The 16,063-nt window shown below is 68.1% G+C and carries 14 protein-coding genes and 1 pseudogene; 9 read left to right on the forward strand and 6 right to left on the reverse strand.

The window, feature by feature from the left end; all coding sequences use genetic code 11:
* Window positions 1-585, forward strand: coding sequence for a DUF2867 domain-containing protein (locus NC4_RS21510; protein WP_067541236.1), 585 nt, complete (start codon window positions 1-3; stop codon window positions 583-585).
* A 39-nt stretch (window positions 586-624) separates the two neighbouring features.
* Here the strand turns inward: NC4_RS21510 and NC4_RS21515 are convergent, their stop codons facing one another.
* Window positions 625-1,320 (reverse strand): cation efflux transmembrane domain-containing protein, encoded by a 696-nt coding sequence (locus NC4_RS21515; protein WP_067541685.1) that lies wholly within the window; start codon window positions 1,318-1,320, stop codon window positions 625-627.
* Window positions 1,320-1,664, reverse strand: coding sequence for an ArsR/SmtB family transcription factor (locus NC4_RS21520; protein WP_084529567.1), 345 nt, complete (start codon window positions 1,662-1,664; stop codon window positions 1,320-1,322). The genes NC4_RS21515 and NC4_RS21520 overlap by 1 nt, the downstream gene beginning before the upstream one ends.
* A 475-nt stretch (window positions 1,665-2,139) precedes the next feature.
* Between NC4_RS21520 and NC4_RS42945 the strand changes: the two are divergent.
* Window positions 2,140-2,709 (forward strand): annotated as a pseudogene (locus NC4_RS42945) (serine hydrolase domain-containing protein); the annotation flags it as partial.
* A 521-nt stretch (window positions 2,710-3,230) separates the two neighbouring features.
* Window positions 3,231-5,594, forward strand: coding sequence for a heavy metal translocating P-type ATPase (locus NC4_RS21530; protein ID WP_067541240.1), 2,364 nt, complete (start codon window positions 3,231-3,233; stop codon window positions 5,592-5,594).
* Between the two features lie 168 nt (window positions 5,595-5,762).
* Here the strand turns inward: NC4_RS21530 and NC4_RS21535 are convergent, their stop codons facing one another.
* Window positions 5,763-7,205, reverse strand: coding sequence for a DUF1254 domain-containing protein (locus NC4_RS21535; RefSeq protein ID WP_067541242.1), 1,443 nt, complete (start codon window positions 7,203-7,205; stop codon window positions 5,763-5,765).
* A 191-nt stretch (window positions 7,206-7,396) separates the two neighbouring features.
* On the opposite strand from NC4_RS21535, the gene NC4_RS44055 reads away from it, so the two are divergent.
* Window positions 7,397-7,522, forward strand: a complete 126-nt coding sequence (locus tag NC4_RS44055) for a hypothetical protein (RefSeq protein ID WP_281186352.1) — start codon at window positions 7,397-7,399, stop codon at window positions 7,520-7,522.
* Window positions 7,519-8,160: a DUF3159 domain-containing protein gene (locus NC4_RS21540; RefSeq protein ID WP_067541244.1), complete on the forward strand. Its 642-nt coding sequence runs from the start codon at window positions 7,519-7,521 to the stop codon at window positions 8,158-8,160. Before NC4_RS44055 ends, NC4_RS21540 begins: the two co-directional genes overlap by 4 nt.
* Here NC4_RS21540 and NC4_RS21545 read toward each other — a convergent pair.
* A complete protein-coding gene (locus NC4_RS21545) occupies window positions 8,136-8,720 on the reverse strand; it encodes a TetR/AcrR family transcriptional regulator (protein WP_084529571.1) in 585 nt (194 codons plus the stop codon). The two genes, NC4_RS21540 and NC4_RS21545, sit on opposite strands and share 25 nt — an antisense overlap.
* Window positions 8,717-9,670 carry a patatin-like phospholipase family protein gene (locus NC4_RS21550; RefSeq protein WP_067541248.1) on the reverse strand — a complete coding sequence of 318 codons (954 nt, stop codon included), beginning with the start codon at window positions 9,668-9,670 and terminating at the stop codon, window positions 8,717-8,719. Before NC4_RS21550 ends, NC4_RS21545 begins: the two co-directional genes overlap by 4 nt.
* Before the next feature lie 130 nt (window positions 9,671-9,800).
* On the opposite strand from NC4_RS21550, the gene NC4_RS21555 reads away from it, so the two are divergent.
* From NC4_RS21555 to NC4_RS21565, 3 genes are read left to right on the forward strand one after another with little or no spacing between them, the layout of a single operon-like run.
* Window positions 9,801-10,964, forward strand: coding sequence for an acyl-CoA dehydrogenase family protein (locus NC4_RS21555; RefSeq protein ID WP_067541250.1), 1,164 nt, complete (start codon window positions 9,801-9,803; stop codon window positions 10,962-10,964).
* A 9-nt stretch (window positions 10,965-10,973) separates the two neighbouring features.
* Window positions 10,974-12,098, forward strand: a complete 1,125-nt coding sequence (locus tag NC4_RS21560; RefSeq protein WP_067541252.1) for an acyl-CoA dehydrogenase family protein — start codon at window positions 10,974-10,976, stop codon at window positions 12,096-12,098.
* Window positions 12,098-13,210, forward strand: coding sequence for a zinc-binding dehydrogenase (locus tag NC4_RS21565; protein ID WP_067541254.1), 1,113 nt, complete (start codon window positions 12,098-12,100; stop codon window positions 13,208-13,210). The genes NC4_RS21560 and NC4_RS21565 overlap by 1 nt, the downstream gene beginning before the upstream one ends.
* Before the next feature lie 7 nt (window positions 13,211-13,217).
* Here the strand turns inward: NC4_RS21565 and NC4_RS21570 are convergent, their stop codons facing one another.
* A complete protein-coding gene (locus NC4_RS21570; RefSeq protein ID WP_067541256.1) occupies window positions 13,218-13,814 on the reverse strand; it encodes a TetR/AcrR family transcriptional regulator in 597 nt (198 codons plus the stop codon).
* A 206-nt stretch (window positions 13,815-14,020) separates the two neighbouring features.
* Between NC4_RS21570 and NC4_RS21575 the strand changes: the two genes are divergently transcribed.
* On the forward strand, window positions 14,021-16,060 hold the full coding sequence (locus tag NC4_RS21575; RefSeq protein WP_084529642.1) for an alkyl/aryl-sulfatase: 2,040 nt from the start codon (window positions 14,021-14,023) through the stop codon (window positions 16,058-16,060).
* The last annotated feature ends 3 nt before the right edge of the window (window positions 16,061-16,063 follow it).

Below are 16,063 nucleotides of genomic sequence, written 5' to 3' on the forward strand. Positions count from 1 at the left end.
ATGAGGCTGCCGAATACCGAATTCACGTCCCGGCCCTGGCGGGTGCATGAGCTGACCCCGGATTTCGAGGTCGAGGACGTCTGGGCGCTGCCGACCCCGGGCGGTCCGGACGATCTGGATCGGCTGGTCCGGCAGATGACCGGCCCGGACGACAAGGCCATCGAGGGCAATCCGATACTGCGCGCGCTGTTCGCGCTGCGCTGGAAGCTGGGCGCGCTGTTCGGCTGGGACAAGCCGCGCGAGCGCGTCGGCAGGCGGGTCGCTTCGCTGCGGGATCGCCTGCCCGCGGATCTGCGGGGTGACCGCGGACCCGATATGTCCGATGTCCCTTTCACGTCGGTGTATCGAACCCACGACGAGTGGCTGGCCGAGAGCGCCAACCGCACCGTGCACGTGCTGCTGCACCTCGGCTGGGTGTCCGACGGCACGGGCGGCTACTACGCGCAGATGACCGGATTGGTGCGGCCCAACGGTCTGCTGGGCCGGGTGTACATGGTGGGGATCAAGCCGATCCGGTACACGCTGGTGTATCCGGCGCTGCTGCGCGGGATCGGCCGGGAGTGGCGGCTCCAGACCGCGGGTTGAATCGATCGAGGCCGCGGACCGTGTTGTTCGGGCAGGCCGTCAGTCGCAGCAGGCGCAGTCGTCGTTCGCGGCGGCGGCGAGTGGCGTTGTGGCACAGCAAGTATCGCCGCGCCAGGCGTTCAGGCCCTCCTTCACCGCAATGGCGGCGATGACGAGCGCCGCAATGGGATCGGCCCACGACCACCCGAACAGGCTGTTCAACAGCAGGCCCGCCAGCAGCACCGCCGACAGATAGGTGCACAGCAGGGTCTGCTTGGAATCGGCCACCGCCGAGGCGGAACCGAATTCGCGCCCGGCGCGGCGCTGTTGCCACGACAGGATCGGCATGATCGCGAGACTGACCGCGGCCAAGACGATCCCGACGGTGGAGTGCCGCGCCGCACCGACGCCGAGCAATGACCGTACGGCATCGACGCTCACGTAGAACGCGAGGGCGAAGAACGAGAACGCGATGATGCGCAAGGCGATTCGTTCGCGCCGCGCCGGATCGCGGGCGGAGAACTGCCAGGCCACTGCGGCGGCCGAGGACACCTCGATGACCGAGTCCAAGCCGAAACCGATGAGGGCCGCCGACGAGACGCGCGTGCCCTCGGCGAGGGCGATCACCGCCTCGACGACGTTGTAGGTGATGGTCGCGGCCACCAGCAGCCGGATGCGCCGGGCCAGGACCGCGCGACGCTCCGGGGTGGGGCCGGGTGCGCGGATGAGCGACGGCATTCCGAGGGGTGCGCTCATCAGCAGCACTCCTTCGTCCCGGCGTCCGGACAGCAGTTCGGATCGACGGCCAGCACCAGTCCGAGCAGATCGTCGAGCGCGTGCCCGATGCGGGGATCGGCCAGTTCGTAGCGGCTGCGGCGGCCCTCGGGGACCGCGACGACGAGACCGCATCCGCGCAGGCAGGCCAGGTGATTGGAGAGAATCTGCCGGGATACCCCGATGCTGTCGGCCAGATCGGACGGATAGCTCGGACCCGTGCGCAGGTGCAGCAGGATCCGGGTCCGGGTCGAGTCCGAGAGCGCATGCCCGAAACGGCTGAGCGCGTCGATGTGCAGGAGGGTATCCACGCCCTGACAGTACATCAGAATCTGTATTCAGGAAATTCTGTACCCGAGGATCCGGAGGTCACGGACCCGCCCCGGAAACCCTCGCCCAAGTAATTCGGGGGCTACGAATCGATAACGAGTGCCCGAAACTGCCGATGAGTCGAACGGAAGTGCGGCAGAGGAGGACTGGGTGATTCGTTCGTTGGCGGGCATGGTGGTTTCGGTACTGGCGGCGGCAATGATGCTGGTCGTCATGCCCGCCGCCCAGGCCGCGCCCGACGGCCTGAAGTGGTGTGACGTCAGCAGCGGGCGCGCCCCGCAGACCGCGACACCCGAAGAGGTGGGCCTGGATTCGGCGCTGCTGCGCAAGGCGACCGAATTCGCCGCCGACCGGACGCGCTTCACCTTCCAGGTCTTCCGCAACAACTGCCAGGTCGCCGTGGGCCCCACCAACGACCGCGCGGGCGGGATGCCGTGGAATCTGTGGAGCTCCACCAAGCCGGTGGTCTCCATGGTGGCCGGTATCGCCGTCGACGAGGGCAAGCTGCGGGTGGACGACCCCATCGACCGCTATCTGCCTGTGGGCCTGGGTGATTCGGAACATCGGGCGATCACGGTGCGCAGCCTGCTCACCGAGACCTCGGGCATGCAGGTGGCGGTGGCCTCGGAGGGTCTCACCGGCCTGGTGCAATTGGATCCGAATGTGGTGGCCCAGGCGGTGGCCATGCCGATCGTCTATCCGCAGGGCACCTCGTGGCAGTACAGCCAGCGCGCCGTGGACCTGCTCGCCTATGTGGTGCAGCGGGCCGTCGGTGAGGACTTCCAGGCGTACGCGCAACGAAAGCTGTTCGACCCCTTGGGGATTCTCGCCACCGACTACTACTGGGCGCGGGACCGCAGCGACAACACCTACGGTTACGCCCATCTCATCCTGCCGCCCGACGATTTCGCCAAGCTCGGCCTGCTCGTCATGAACCACGGCAATTGGGGTGGCGCCCAAGTGGTTTCGGAGGATTACCTGGCGCAGGCGACCACGCCCAATGACATCAACCCCTGCTACGGGTTCCTGTTCGTGGTCAACGGCGAGGGCTGCGGGTCGACCTTCCCGGGCCTGCCCGCCGACGCCGTGCAGATGGGCGGCATGATGCGCCAGGACAACATCATCGTGCCCAGCCTGGGCCTGATGATCAGCTGGACCGGCATCACCATCCCCGGTGACGCGGTCAGCTTCCCGCACGAGGTGCTGCGCGCCCTCGAGGCGTCCTTCCTCTCGCCGACACTGGCCGATCCGGGCCCCTACGAGGAGCGGCCCGATGTCAGCCTGGCCGACCCGATGATCACCAATCCCGACGCCACCTTCGCCGCCCTCGGCCTCGGCCCCCATGGCCTATCCCGGCTGCGGCCTGCTGACCTGCCTCGACAAGCCGCTGGCCCCGCCGGTGTCGGACTGGCCGCCCGGCTGCTACATCGTCGGCTGCTTCGGATCGGATCCGGCGACCCCGGGCATTCGCTAGCCGCCGCACCTCCGGTTGCGCGATCAGTACCCCCGGTGGGAATATCGTCGAGAGGGATCGTGCACCCGGGTGGTGAAGGAGCGGCGAGATGGATCGGCAGAACGAACCGGGCACCGCTGTGCTGGACATGCGCGGCCTGCACTGGGCCAGCCAGCAGCGGGTCGTCGAGACGGTGCTGGGCCGCAGGCCGGGGGTGCTGTCGGTACAGCCCAATCCGGTCTCCGAAACCGCGACCGTGGTCTACGACCCGGCCCTGACCTCGGTCGCGGACCTGCGGGACTGGGTGCACGAGTGCGGCCTGCACTGCGCCGGGCAATCGGTGCCGAACCACATCTGCGATCCGCTGGCCGAACCCGCGAAGCACGAGGGCGCGAAGCGGGAGTCCGCGGCGCACGGCGCGGACGAGCAGGGCCACGCCGTGGACGAGCGGGGCCATGGCGCGGACGAGCACAACCATGATGGTCACGCGGGGATGTCCATGGCGGACATGGCACGGGATATGCGCAATCGCTTCCTGGTCGCGTTGGTCTTCTCGCTGCTGGTGATGCTCTGGTCGCCGATGGCCTCGGACATGTTCGGGCTGCACGTGCCGACCCCGTTCGGCCTGCGCCAGGACATCTGGGCGCTGATCCTCAGCCTCCCGGTGATCTTCTACTCCTCGACTATCTTCTTCACCGGGGCCGTGCGCGCACTGCGGGCGCGCACCCTCGACATGATGGTGCTCGTCGCGGTCGGCATCGGTGCGGGCTGGCTGTATTCGCTGGCCATCACGCTCACCGGCGGCGGCGAGGTCTTCTACGAGGCGTCCACCATGCTGGCCACCTTCGTGCTGCTGGGCCATTGGTTCGAGATGCGGGCGCGCGGCGGCGCCAATGACGCCATTCGCACCCTGCTCGATCTCGCACCGCCGCAGGCCGTGGTGATCCGTGACGGCCGGGAGACCGAAATCCCCACGGCCGAGGTCATTGTCGGCGACGTGCTGCTGGTCCGCCCGGGCGCCAAGATCGCCACCGACGGTGTGGTGGCGGAGGGCGAGAGCGACGTCGACGAGTCCATGGTGACCGGTGAGAGCCTGCCGGTGCACAAGGAACCCGGCGCGCAGGTCATCGGCGCGACCCTCAACGAGAACGGCACGCTGCGGGTGCGCGCCACCAAGGTCGGCTCCGATACCGCGCTCGCCCAGATCGTGAATCTGGTGCAGCAGGCCCAGAATTCGAAGGCCCCCGGCCAGCGGCTGGCCGACCGCGCCGCCTTCTGGCTGGTCCTGGTGGCGCTCATCGGCGGTCCGTTGACGCTCACGGTGTGGCTGCTGGCGGGCGCCACCTTCGCCAAGGCCATGCTGTTCGCCATCACGGTCGTCGTCATCACCTGCCCCGACGCCCTCGGCCTGGCCACGCCGACCGCCATCATGGTCGGCACCGGGCTTGGCGCGAAACGCGGTGTGCTGTTCAAAAGCGCCGTGGCCCTGGAGAATTCCGCGCGCATCCAGACCGTGGTCATGGACAAGACCGGCACCCTCACCAAGGGCGAGCCGGAGGTCACCGAGATCATCACCGACGGCGCGGTGCGCAGCGCCGAACTCCTCCCGCTGCTGGCCGCCGTCGAACGCGAATCCGAGCATCCGCTGGCGGCTGCCGTCGTCCGCCATGCCGAGGCGCAGGGCGCGAACGGCGTTCGGGCGCGAGACTTCGAGAACGTTCCCGGCCACGGCGCGACCGCGACCGTGAACGGCCGCCGGGTGGTCATCGGCAATCGCAGGCTGCTGGAGCGGGAGGGAATTCCCCTGGGCGACTTGGCCTCCGCACGCGACCGGGTGGCGGGTGCGGGACAGACCGCGGTCCTGGCCGCCGTGGACGGCCGGGCGGCGGCTGTCATCGGCATTGCCGACGCGCCCCGCGACAGTTCCGCCGCCGCCGTGCGGGATCTGCACGCGATGGGCGTCGAGGTGGTCATGCTCACCGGCGACAATCGCGCCACCGCCGAACGGATCGCCGCCGAACTCGGCATCGACACCGTCATCGCCGAGGTGCTGCCCGGCGACAAGGCCGACAAGATCGCCGAATTGCAGTCCGGCGGAAAGAAAGTCGCCATGGTCGGCGACGGCGTGAACGATGCGCCCGCGCTGGCCCGCGCCGATCTGGGCATTGCCATCGGCGCGGGCACCGATGTCGCCATCGAGACCGCCGATGTGGTCCTCATGCGCTCCGACCCCCTCGATGTGCCCACCGCGCTGCGCATCGGCCGCGGCACGCTGCGCAAGATGCGGCAGAACCTGGCCTGGGCGGTCGGCTACAACACCCTCGCACTGCCCATTGCCGCCGGTGTCCTCGAGCCCGCGTTCGGCTTCACGCTGCGCCCGGAGATCGCCGCCATGTCCATGTCCGGGTCCAGCATTATCGTGGCGCTCAACGCACTGTCGCTTAAACGCCTGCACCTGCCCGAACAGCACTGACGGCCCGGATGAGCTGTGAGTCGATTCACGATGCACATCGTTAGCGCACGCAACTACTGTGGAGTGCGTCTGTGCCTCCGAATCGAAAGTAGAACGCTATGCCGATCATCAATCTCGGTTCCGCTGCGCTCGATCTGGCGAACTCGGTCACCGCTCTCGCCGCCAACATCACCTACCTGCTGAAGGCCTGGGGACTCGCCTGATTAAGCGCACCGGAGTGAGCACCGGGGGCTTCCAGCCCCCGTCGAGCGCCTCCTGCTTCGGGCCGTAGAGCCGCATGGAGAGCGAGAAGTTCCCGGAGGCCGGAATCGGCAGCCAATTGCCCTGGGGCACACTGATGCCCGGATCCTCGTTCTGCACCGCGATATCCACCGTGCCGTCGGAATTCACGACGATCGGGACGTCGTGCCCGATGGCGTAGATATCCGCCGCGTTCGGGACCAGATAGCTGTCCGCGTCATAGGCCGTCAGCGACCAGAAGGCATCCACCGGCGGCAGCTGACCGGCCGGGAAGTGCAGGCGGTAGCGCACTTTCGCGCCCCCGTCGTCGGCCTTGGCGAATACGGTGGGGTACACCGCATCCTGGGCCAGGTTCGCGCCCAGGGCCTGCATGGCGGTGCGGGCGCGCAGCGCGTAGTTGGTGCCGTAGGCGCCCAGATCGGTGGAGAAGGTCCAGCCGTTCTCCTGTTTGGTGCGCGGATCGTCGTACTTCGGAATCTGCGTCTTCGCCTGGGCCGCACCGTCGTTCAGCGCCTGCGCGGATTGGCCGTCCACGGTCGCGCCTGGCTCGAGGCCGATGGTGGCGAACCGTTCCAGCGCGGGCGCGTCCGCCGGTGCGGGCGGATTGGCGGCCATGAGCGCGCACAGCTTGTCGAAGAACGCGGGCCCGTCCATGGCCGCCACCTGCGCGGGCGGCGGGGTCTGGCTCGGGTTCGGGATGAACGGCCGCCCGGTCGCGGCGTCCTCGCCGCGCAGCCACGCGCTCAGCGGCACCAGCTTCAGCTGATTCTGGAGCTCCAGCACGCGCGGCACGTCCTCGGTGCCGTTGACCTGAATCCGGCCGAGTACCCACGCGGTATTCGTGGGCAGGTCCAGGCGGGTCATGCCCTCGGGCACCCGACCTGACCAGCCGGGGCCGGTGACCAGATAGGTGAAGGGCGGCGAGGTCGCTCCCGCCGCCGTCTGCGGGCGAATACTGCTCGGGTTCTGGCGCGTATTGCTCCACGCGTCGGTGATCTGCATGAGCCAGTACCTGTCGGCCTCCATGCCGGGCACCTGGAGGACGAGGGGTTCGGGGCCCAGATCCAGCCAGGCCTGCGAGTAAAGCGTGTCCAGATTCAGCCGCACCACCAGCCGGTCGTCCGGCTCGGGGAGAGTGGTGGCGTTCACGAATTGGTTGGTGAAGCCGAGCGCCGCCCGGGTGGCGTCCATGAGCACCAGCGGATACCCGAACGTATAGGCATCGGCGGCAATGGCTTTCGGGTCGTTCGACGCATCGCCGGACGATGCGGGCTTGTCATCGCCGGAGCCGCACGCGGCCAGTCCGAGACCCGCCGCCACCGCCGCACCAGTACCCAGTACCCAGCGCCGCGTCACCTGATGGTTCTGCATGTCACTCTCCTTATCGGTCCGGGTGGGAGCGCCACCGGAGCATAGCTATCGATTTGCTGATTCGACCCGATGTGGCCCCGGAGGTCCGTTCTGTGTTGCGGGCCACAGCCACGAGCATCGGCGAGCCGAGTCATATCGGCATTGCCCGCATCGATCTCCATTATTACAGTTAAACTGCAATAGAGCTCCGAATGAAAGCAGGAACCATGAACTTCCCGATCATCAACCTCGGCTCCGCGACCCTCGATCTGGCGACCACGGTCACCCAGCTGGCCGCGAATATCACCTATTTGCTGCAGTCCTGGGGCTCGATGTGAGGCAGACCGTCGAGCGGCCGCGCTCGGGAGCCGCCGAGGCGTGGGGCAAGTTCCGCGCGCTGGGCGGTCCCGGGCACATCCTCGACGGTGCGGCTCCGGCCATCGGTTTCCTGATCGGGTACGTGGCGGTGAATGCCAAATTCGGCGTGCTGCTCGCGCTCGGGGTCGCCGGAGGTATGGCGCTCTTCCGATTGCTGAAAGGTGACTCGATTCGGGTCGTTGCCGTCTCGCTGCTCGTCGTGGTGGTGTTCTCGCTGTTCGTGGGCATTACCGGCGAGGGCCGCGGCTTCTATCTGCCGGATCTGCTGATCTGCGCGGTCGCCACGCTCGCCTTCGGCCTCACCTTGCTCACCGGTCGCCCGCTCAGCCGGTGGATGTGCCGCAAGATCGGGCTGGAACCCGCCGAGCACGCCGATCCCGATGCGCGAATCGCGTTGCACCGCACGGTGACCCTGGCCTGGTTCGTCTTCTGGGCGGCGCACCTGGTGATCATGGTGCCGCTGTATCTGACCGACAAGGTGGTGCTACTCGGTTCCGTCGCACTGGTTCTCGGCAAACCGGCGCTGGTGCTCATGCTCGCCGTGACCTGGCTGTGGGTGCGGCGCTCGCTGAATCAGGTGCGCAGCAGCGCTGTCTGAACCTGGCGCAGGCGTTCCACATCGCCGCGGAATCCCGCCACGGCGTCGTTGTAGAGGAACGCTTCCCAGAGCCGCACCAGTGCGTAGGCGAGGGTCGCCCGTTCGATGGGCGGCCGATAACCTTGCGCCTCGGCGCTTTCGATGAGCCGCTCGACCATGGCCACCGCCGCCTGGTGCACCGGTCCGTCGCTGCGCGTGATCATGCGCAGGGCGGCGGTGGATTCGTTGTCGAAGTAGGTGCGCAGCGAATCGTGGTCGACCAGCCATTGCACGGTGGTGTTGAGCACCTCTTCCAGGCGCTTCTCGCCGGTGCTGCGGCAGCGGCGGTCGGTGTGGGCGACCATGCGTTCGAGCTGGCGGCTCAGCACCGCCCCGACGAGGCCGTCCCGGGAGCCGAACCAGCGGTAGACGCTGGCGCGGCTGACGCCCAGCTGGGTGGCGATGGCATTGACGTCGATGCGCTGACCGTCCACGAAAACCGCGGTGGCGGCGTTCAGTACGTCCTCGGGACTGGCCGATGCCGGTCGCCCCGGTGTCCTGGTTCCCGCGCCGCTGCTCACTGGGAAAGCATAGGGGTCAGGAATGGCGCCAAAGTGCGGGCGGTCGCCACGCGGCCCAGTTCGAGGGCCTGGCTCAGGACGCCGTGATCGCGATCCACGCGCCCGATATCGGGTGCGCCGTGCGGCGGCCGGATCTGCAGGACGGCCGGATCGGTCGCGAATTCCGCCTCCTCGCGGTGCTGGTGCTCGGCGCGGGAGCGCCAGGCCGCCACGGTGCCGGGTGCGTGCCTGGTCAGGAACCGGGCCACCACGCGGCTCTCCAACCCCGAAGGCGGGCGCGAGGTCTCATCGGCCCGGCGGGTGCGCAGCACCAGCACCCGGGTGGCGCCCTGCGCGAATGCGGTTCGGATGGGCACGGATTCGGAGAGTCCGGCGTCGACATAGCGGCGGCCGCCGATGTGCATCGGGCGTCCGGCCAGGATGGGCAGGCAGGTGGTGGCGCGCAGCGCGGCCTGGACCGCGGGCACATCGGTGAGCCCGGGATGCAGATCCACCGCCGCACCGGTATCGGCGTCGGTGGCCATGGGGTGGAAGGTGATCGGATTGGCCAGGATGGCCGGGAAGTCCATGGGCACGATGCGCTCGTACACGGTGTGCACCAGGTAGCGGGTGTCCACCACAATGCCGCCGCGCAGGGCGCGGGCGGGGGAGATGACGCGATTGATCACCTCCGGATTCCAGGCCCGGCGCGCGGTCGCCGCCCGCCCGCACAGCAGCCACGCGGCGTTGAGCGCACCGGCCGACGCACCGTAGACGGCGTCGAAGCAGGTGAGCACGCCGAGTTCCTCGAGGCCCATGGCCATGCCGTGCGAATACGCCCCGCGCGAGGAACCGCCCTCGATGACCAGGGCCAGGCGATGACCGTCGGTGCGATTGCCGGGCAGGCTCGCCTCGCGGTGGCGGCGGGCGAGGAGTTCGCCGACGCCGAGGGCCGGATCGGTGTTCGGCACGGATGCTCCCTTCTGTCGATCTCATCGTATCGGAGTATTTGAGACGTTGGACCTACTATGTATCATATTCGGCATCGACGGGGTCGCGGCGCGCCTGTGTCCCGGTCGTCCCGAAATTGGAGGTCAACGCATGCAATTGGCGCTCACCGACGACGAGCTCGCGTTCCGTGACGAGCTCCGCGCCTTCTTCCGCACCGAGATTCCGGCCGAGATCCGCAACCGCGCCCGGCACGGCCAGCACCTGAGCAAGGACGACATCGTCACCACCCAGCGCATCCTCAATGCGCACAGGCTGGCGGTGCCGAACTGGCCGGTCGAATGGGGCGGCCGGGACTGGACGCCCATTCAGCGCCATATCTGGCACGACGAGCTGCAGCTGGCCTCGGTGCCCGAACCGCTCACCTTCAATGCCAATATGATCGGCCCGGTCATCGCCCACTTCGGCTCCCAGGAGCTGAAGGAGCGCTTCCTGCCGCCCACCGCCAATCTCGACATCTGGTGGTGCCAGGGCTTTTCCGAGCCCGAGGCCGGTTCCGATCTGGCCTCGCTGCGCACCACCGCCGTGCGCGACGGCGACAGTTACATCGTGAACGGTCAGAAGACCTGGACCACCGCCGCCCAGTCCGCCGACTGGATGTTCTGCCTGGTGCGCACCGATCCGTCGGTCAAGAAGCAGGCGGGCATCTCCATGCTGCTGTTCCCCCTGGACACCCCCGGCGTGACCGTGCGGCCCATCGAGCTCATCGACGGCGGCTACGAGGTCAACGAGGTCTTCCTGGAGAACGTGCGGGTGCCCGCGAATCAGCTGGTGGGCGAGGAGAACCAGGGCTGGACCTACGCCAAGTTCCTGCTCGGCAACGAGCGCACCGGCATTGCCGCCGTCGGCCAGACCAAGGTGCGGCTGTGGCTGGCCAAGGAGCACGCCAAGCAGACCAAGCTGGGCGAGCAGACCCTGCTCGACGATCCGCTGTTCGCCACCCGCCTGTCCGAACTCGAAAACGAGCTGCTGGCAATGGAATTGGTGCAGCTGCGGGTCGCCGCGGGTTCGGCCGACGGCAAGCCGAACCCGGTGTCGTCCATCCTCAAGCTGCGCGGCACCGAACTCCAGCAGGCCGTCACCGAACTGCTCGTCGATATCGCCGGACCGGATTCGCTGGCCCGCGAGGACGAGGCGAGCCCGGACTGGGCGCGCCGCAGCACCGCCACCTACCTGAACTACCGCAAGACATCGATCTACGGAGGATCGAACGAGGTGCAGCGCAGCATCATCGCCTCGACGATCCTCGGATTGTGAGGCAGCGCCATGGATTTCGATCTCACCACCGAACAGGAAATGCTGCGCGACACGGTTCGTGACGTGCTCGCCCGCGGCTACACCCCCGAACGCCGCACCGACATCGTCGGCACCGACCTGGGCTGGGACCCGCAGCTCTGGCGCACCTTCGCCGAAATCGGCCTGCTCGGGCTGACTTTCGCCGAGGAGGACGGCGGTATGGGCGCTGGCCCCATCGAGGCCATGCTGGTGCTCACCGAACTCGGCCGCCGCCTGGCCCCCGAACCGCTGCTGGACTGCGCGCTGCTGCCCGGCGGTCTCATCGCCCGCGTCGGCACCGACGCACAGCGCAAGGAGCTGCTGCCCAAGGTCGCCGAGGGCGAGCTGCGCCTGGCCTTCGCCCATGCCGAGCCCGGTCTGCGCTGGCCCGCGACCGAAGGCGCCACCCACGTCGCCCGCGACGGCGACGGCTGGCGCTTCACCGGCCGCAAACATCCGGTGCCGCACGGTGATTGCGCCGATCTGCTGATCGTGAGCGCCAAGGTCGGGGACGGCCTCGGGCTGTTCCTGGTCGACCCGGCGGCCGCGGGTGTGCGCCGCACCGGCTTCGCCACCCACGACGGGCTGCGCGGCGCGGATATCGAATTCGACGGTGTTGCGGCCGAACCCCTCGGCGAGGCCGTCGATGTCACCGAGGCCATTACCGCCGCCATTGCCGCCGCCCAGGCCGCCCTGTGCGCCGAGGCCATCGGCTGCATGGAGGAATCGCTGCGGCTCACCGCCGAATACCTGAAGACCCGCAAGCAGTTCGGCGTTCCGCTGCGCACCTTCCAGACGCTGACCCAGCGCGCCGCCGATATGTACGTCTCGCTGGAGCTGGCGCGCAGCATGAGCCTGTACGCCTCCATGTCCCTGGCCGACGGCATCGTCGACCCGGTGGTGGCCTCGCGCGCCAAACTGCGCATCGGCCGCTCCGCTCGCCACATCGGCCAGGAGGCCATCCAGATGCACGGCGGCATCGGCATGACCGCCGAATACCCGGTCGGCCACTACACCGCGCGGCTCACCGCCATCGAACACACCCTCGGCGACTCCAGCGACCACCTGCGCTTCCTGAGCCGCTCCGTCGCCGACCATCAGATGGTCGAAATCTGATGCGTACCACCGGCGCGGTCCTCGAGGAGATCGGCCGTGCGCGGCCCTACGCGCAGTCGCGGCCGATCGCCGTGAGCGAACTCGAACTCGGCGATCCCGGACCCACCGAGGTCCTGGTCGCCATCGAGGCGGCGGGCATCTGCCACTCCGATCTCAGTGTGGTGGACGGCAATCGGCCACGGCTGCTGCCCATGCTGCTCGGGCACGAGGCGGCGGGCACCGTGATCGCGACCGGTGCGCGGGTATCGGATCTTGTTGCAGGGCAACGGGTCGTCATGTCCTTCCTGCCGCGCTGCGAGAAGTGCGACGCCTGCGAACGAGGCGGGCAACTGCCCTGTTCGGAGGGCTCCCGCAGCAACAATGCCGGGGAGCTGCTGCATCACCCGGGTCACCTCACGCGCGCCGGTGACCGCGTCCGTCATCACCTCGGGGTCTCCGGTTTCGCCACCCACGTGGTGGTGGACCGGGCCTCGGTGGTGCCGGTCGGCGCCGATGTCCCCGCCGAGATCGCGGCGCTGTTCGGCTGCGCGGTGCTGACCGGCGGGGGAGCGGTGCTCAATGTCGCCGACCCGCGCCCGCGGGACAGCCTCATGGTGGTTGGGCTCGGCGGCGTCGGCATGGCGGCGCTGCTGGTCGCCAAGGCCATCGGCGTGGGTCGCGTGATCGCCGTGGACCGGCTGCCGGAGAAGCTCGCCATGGCCGAGGAACTCGGCGCGAGCGAGGTCTACACGCCGGATCGGCTGCGCGCGGAAGGCATTCGGGCGCGCTACGTGGTGAAGTGCGCCGGGCATCCGGCGGCGCTCGAAACCGCCTATGCGGCAACGGCTCCCGGCGGCACCATCATTACCGTGGGCCTGCCCGCGCCGAGCGCCGTGGCGCAGATCCCGGCACTGAGCATTACCGCCGCGGCCCGCACCCTGGTGGGCAGCTATCTCGGCTCGGCCGTTCCGGCGCGCGATATCCCGCGCTACGAGCAGATGTGGCGGGAGGGGCGGCTCCCGGTGGAGCGGCTCATCTCCGATCGCATCGAGTTGTCGCGCATCAACGAGGCCATGGACCTGCTCGCCGAGGGCAGGGCCGTGCGCCAGGTCATCGTTTTCGATCGCAACTGAGCCGTGCTCAGTCGGCGCTGAGCAGCGCCCGCAGCGCGCGGCCGATGGCGGCCGAGGCCGCGCGCTGCGACAGTCCGCGCCGGTCGACCAGCTGATGCCGGTAGGCCCAGGTCGCGGTGGCCTCGAGGAGATCGAGCAGTTCGGTGTCCTCGTCGCCGCCCCGGGTCAGTTCGGGTGCGAAGGTGTGCGCCAGCGCGTCCCGGATGCGCTTGTCGGTCGCCCGCATTCGCTCGTCGATGGCCGGAATCGTCTTGGACTCCAGCAATCCCAGCGGACGTGGATTGCGCTGCGCGGTGAAGGCGGCCTCGCTCTGGCGCACCACGGCGTCGATGCGCTGGTCCAGGGGCAGTGCGGGATCCGATGTGACGAGCAGCGTTTCGACATAGTCCGACTGCGCGCTCGCGGCCGCGATGCGCAATTCGTTGAGATCCGGGAAGTGCACGAAGACGCTGCGCTCGGAGACGCCCGCGGTGGCCGCCAGCTCCTTGGCGGTCGGGCTGTACCGGCCCGCCTGCAGCGCCTCGATCAGGGCGTCGAGGATCGCCTTGCGGGTCTGCTCCGGATTGCGCCTGCGGCGGCGAGCTGTCGTGCCGTCGTCACTCATGCCTGTATCCGATCACAGCGCGCCGCGACCGGGCGAGAGCGGGTTCGTGCGTTCTGCATGCCATCACTATTGCAGTCTGACTGTAATAAAGCTAGAGTGAGTGTCATTCCGCGAACTTTCAGCTATCGATGCTTGGCTGGTTCGCGGGTACCGGCTCGATAGAGAGGCAGGAGCGCGCGGTGATCGTCGGCGGCAAGCCCGAAGACATGGACAATTCGGACAAGGAACGGCCCGGTCGGGTATCCCGGCGCGGCATGCTCGGCGTCGGCGCGGCGGCCCTGGCCGCGGTCGGCGTGGGCGGGGCCCTGACCGGCTGCGGCTCGTCGGACGAGGTGAATCCGTCCGCGACGCAGACCGATCCGACCGATGCCATTGCCGAGGCGAACCGCAAGGTCCTCGACGCCTACCCGTTCTCCGACACCACCGATTTCGCCGACGCCGATCGCGGTTTCCTCGAGGCGCTGCAACCGGGCGTGATCAAGGACGACAAGGGAAAGGTGGTCTGGGATACCGACTCCTACGGATTCCTGCGGGGCTCCTGCCCGTCCTCGGCCAATCCGAGCCTGTGGCGGCAGTCGCAGCTGACCATCAAACAGGGCCTCTACGAGGTCGCGCCCGGCTTCTATCAGATCCGCGGGCTGGACCTGTCGCAGATGACCCTCATCGAGGGCGATACCGGCGTCATCGTCATCGATCCGCTCATTTCCGTCGAGACCGCCGCCGCTGGGCTGGCGCTGTACCGCAAGCATCGCGGCAACCGGCCTGTGACCGGGCTCATCTACTCGCATTCGCATGTCGATCACTTCGGCGGCACGCTGGGCGTCACCACCCGCGAGGACGTGGCCGCGGGCACATGCCCGGTGGTGGCTCCCTCCGGATTCCTCGAGCACGCGGTCTCGGAGAACATCTACGCCGGAACGGCCATGGCCCGCTGCGCCGCGTACATGTACGGCGCGGCCCTGCCGCGCGGTGAGAAGGGGCAGATCGGCGCGGGGCTGGGGCAGACCACCTCGGTCGGCACGGTCACCCTCATCGATCCGACGGTGTCGGTCGCCAAGACCGGTGAAGAGCACGTCATCGACGGTATGCGCATCGTCTTCCAGATCACCCCGGGCACCGAGGCCCCGTCGGAGATGAACTTCTACTTCCCCGACCGCCGCATTCTGTGCATGGCCGAGAACGCCACGCACACGCTGCACAATATCCTCACGCTGCGCGGTGCGCTGGTGCGCGACCCGCACGTGTGGTCGAAGTATCTGACCGAGTCCATCAATCTGTATGCGCGCCAATCGGATGTGGTGTTCTCCTCGCACCACTGGCCGATCTGGGGCACCGACAAGATCGTGGATTTCCTGTCCACCCAACGGGATCTGTACGGCTACCTCAATGATCAGACGCTGCGCATGCTCAATCTGGGTTATGTGGGCAGCGAGATCGCCGAGCAGATGCGGATGCCGCCCGCGCTCGAAAAGCAGTGGAACACACACGGTTACTACGGTTCGGTCAGCCACAATGTGAAGGCCATCTACCAGCGCTACATGGGCTGGTTCGACGGCAATCCGGCGCATCTGTGGGAGCACCCGCCGGTCGACAATGCCACGCGGCACGTTGATGCCATGGGCGGGGCGAACGCGGTGCTGAAGAAGGCGCAAAAGGCGTACGACGACGCCGATTTCCGCTGGGCGGTGCAGCTCACCAACTACGTGATCTTCGCCGACCCGGACAACAAGAAGGCGAAAGACCTGGAGGCCAGCGCCTTCGAACAGCTCGGCTACGGCTCGGAGAACGCCACTTGGCGCAACTTCTATCTCTCCGGCGCGTACGAATTGCGCAATGGCTCGTTCGGCACGCCGACGGCCGCGAATTCCAAGGGCCTACTGGCCGCGCTGGCCGTGGATCAGGCGTTCGACGCCATCTCACTGTTCGTCAACGGCCCCAAGGCGTGGGACGCCAAGGTCACCACGGACTGGAAGTTCAGCGACAACGACGACCGGGTGCATCGCGCCGAACTGCGCAATGGCGTGCTCATCCACTACGACCGGTGGCCGGACGACGGGCTGCCCGCCCCGGACGCCACCATCACCCTCACCCGCGGCGGGTTCATCCAGAACATGATCGGCGGCGGCAATATGCAGGACGCCATTGCCAAGGGCGATATCAAGGTCGACGGCAGTATGGCCGTACTCGCGCAGCTCAAGGGACTTTTCGATAAGCCGGACCCCAACTTCAACATTGTCACGCCGTAAGGA

The organism is Nocardia crassostreae, from assembly GCF_001613405.1.
GTDB lineage: Bacteria > Actinomycetota > Actinomycetes > Mycobacteriales > Mycobacteriaceae > Nocardia > Nocardia crassostreae.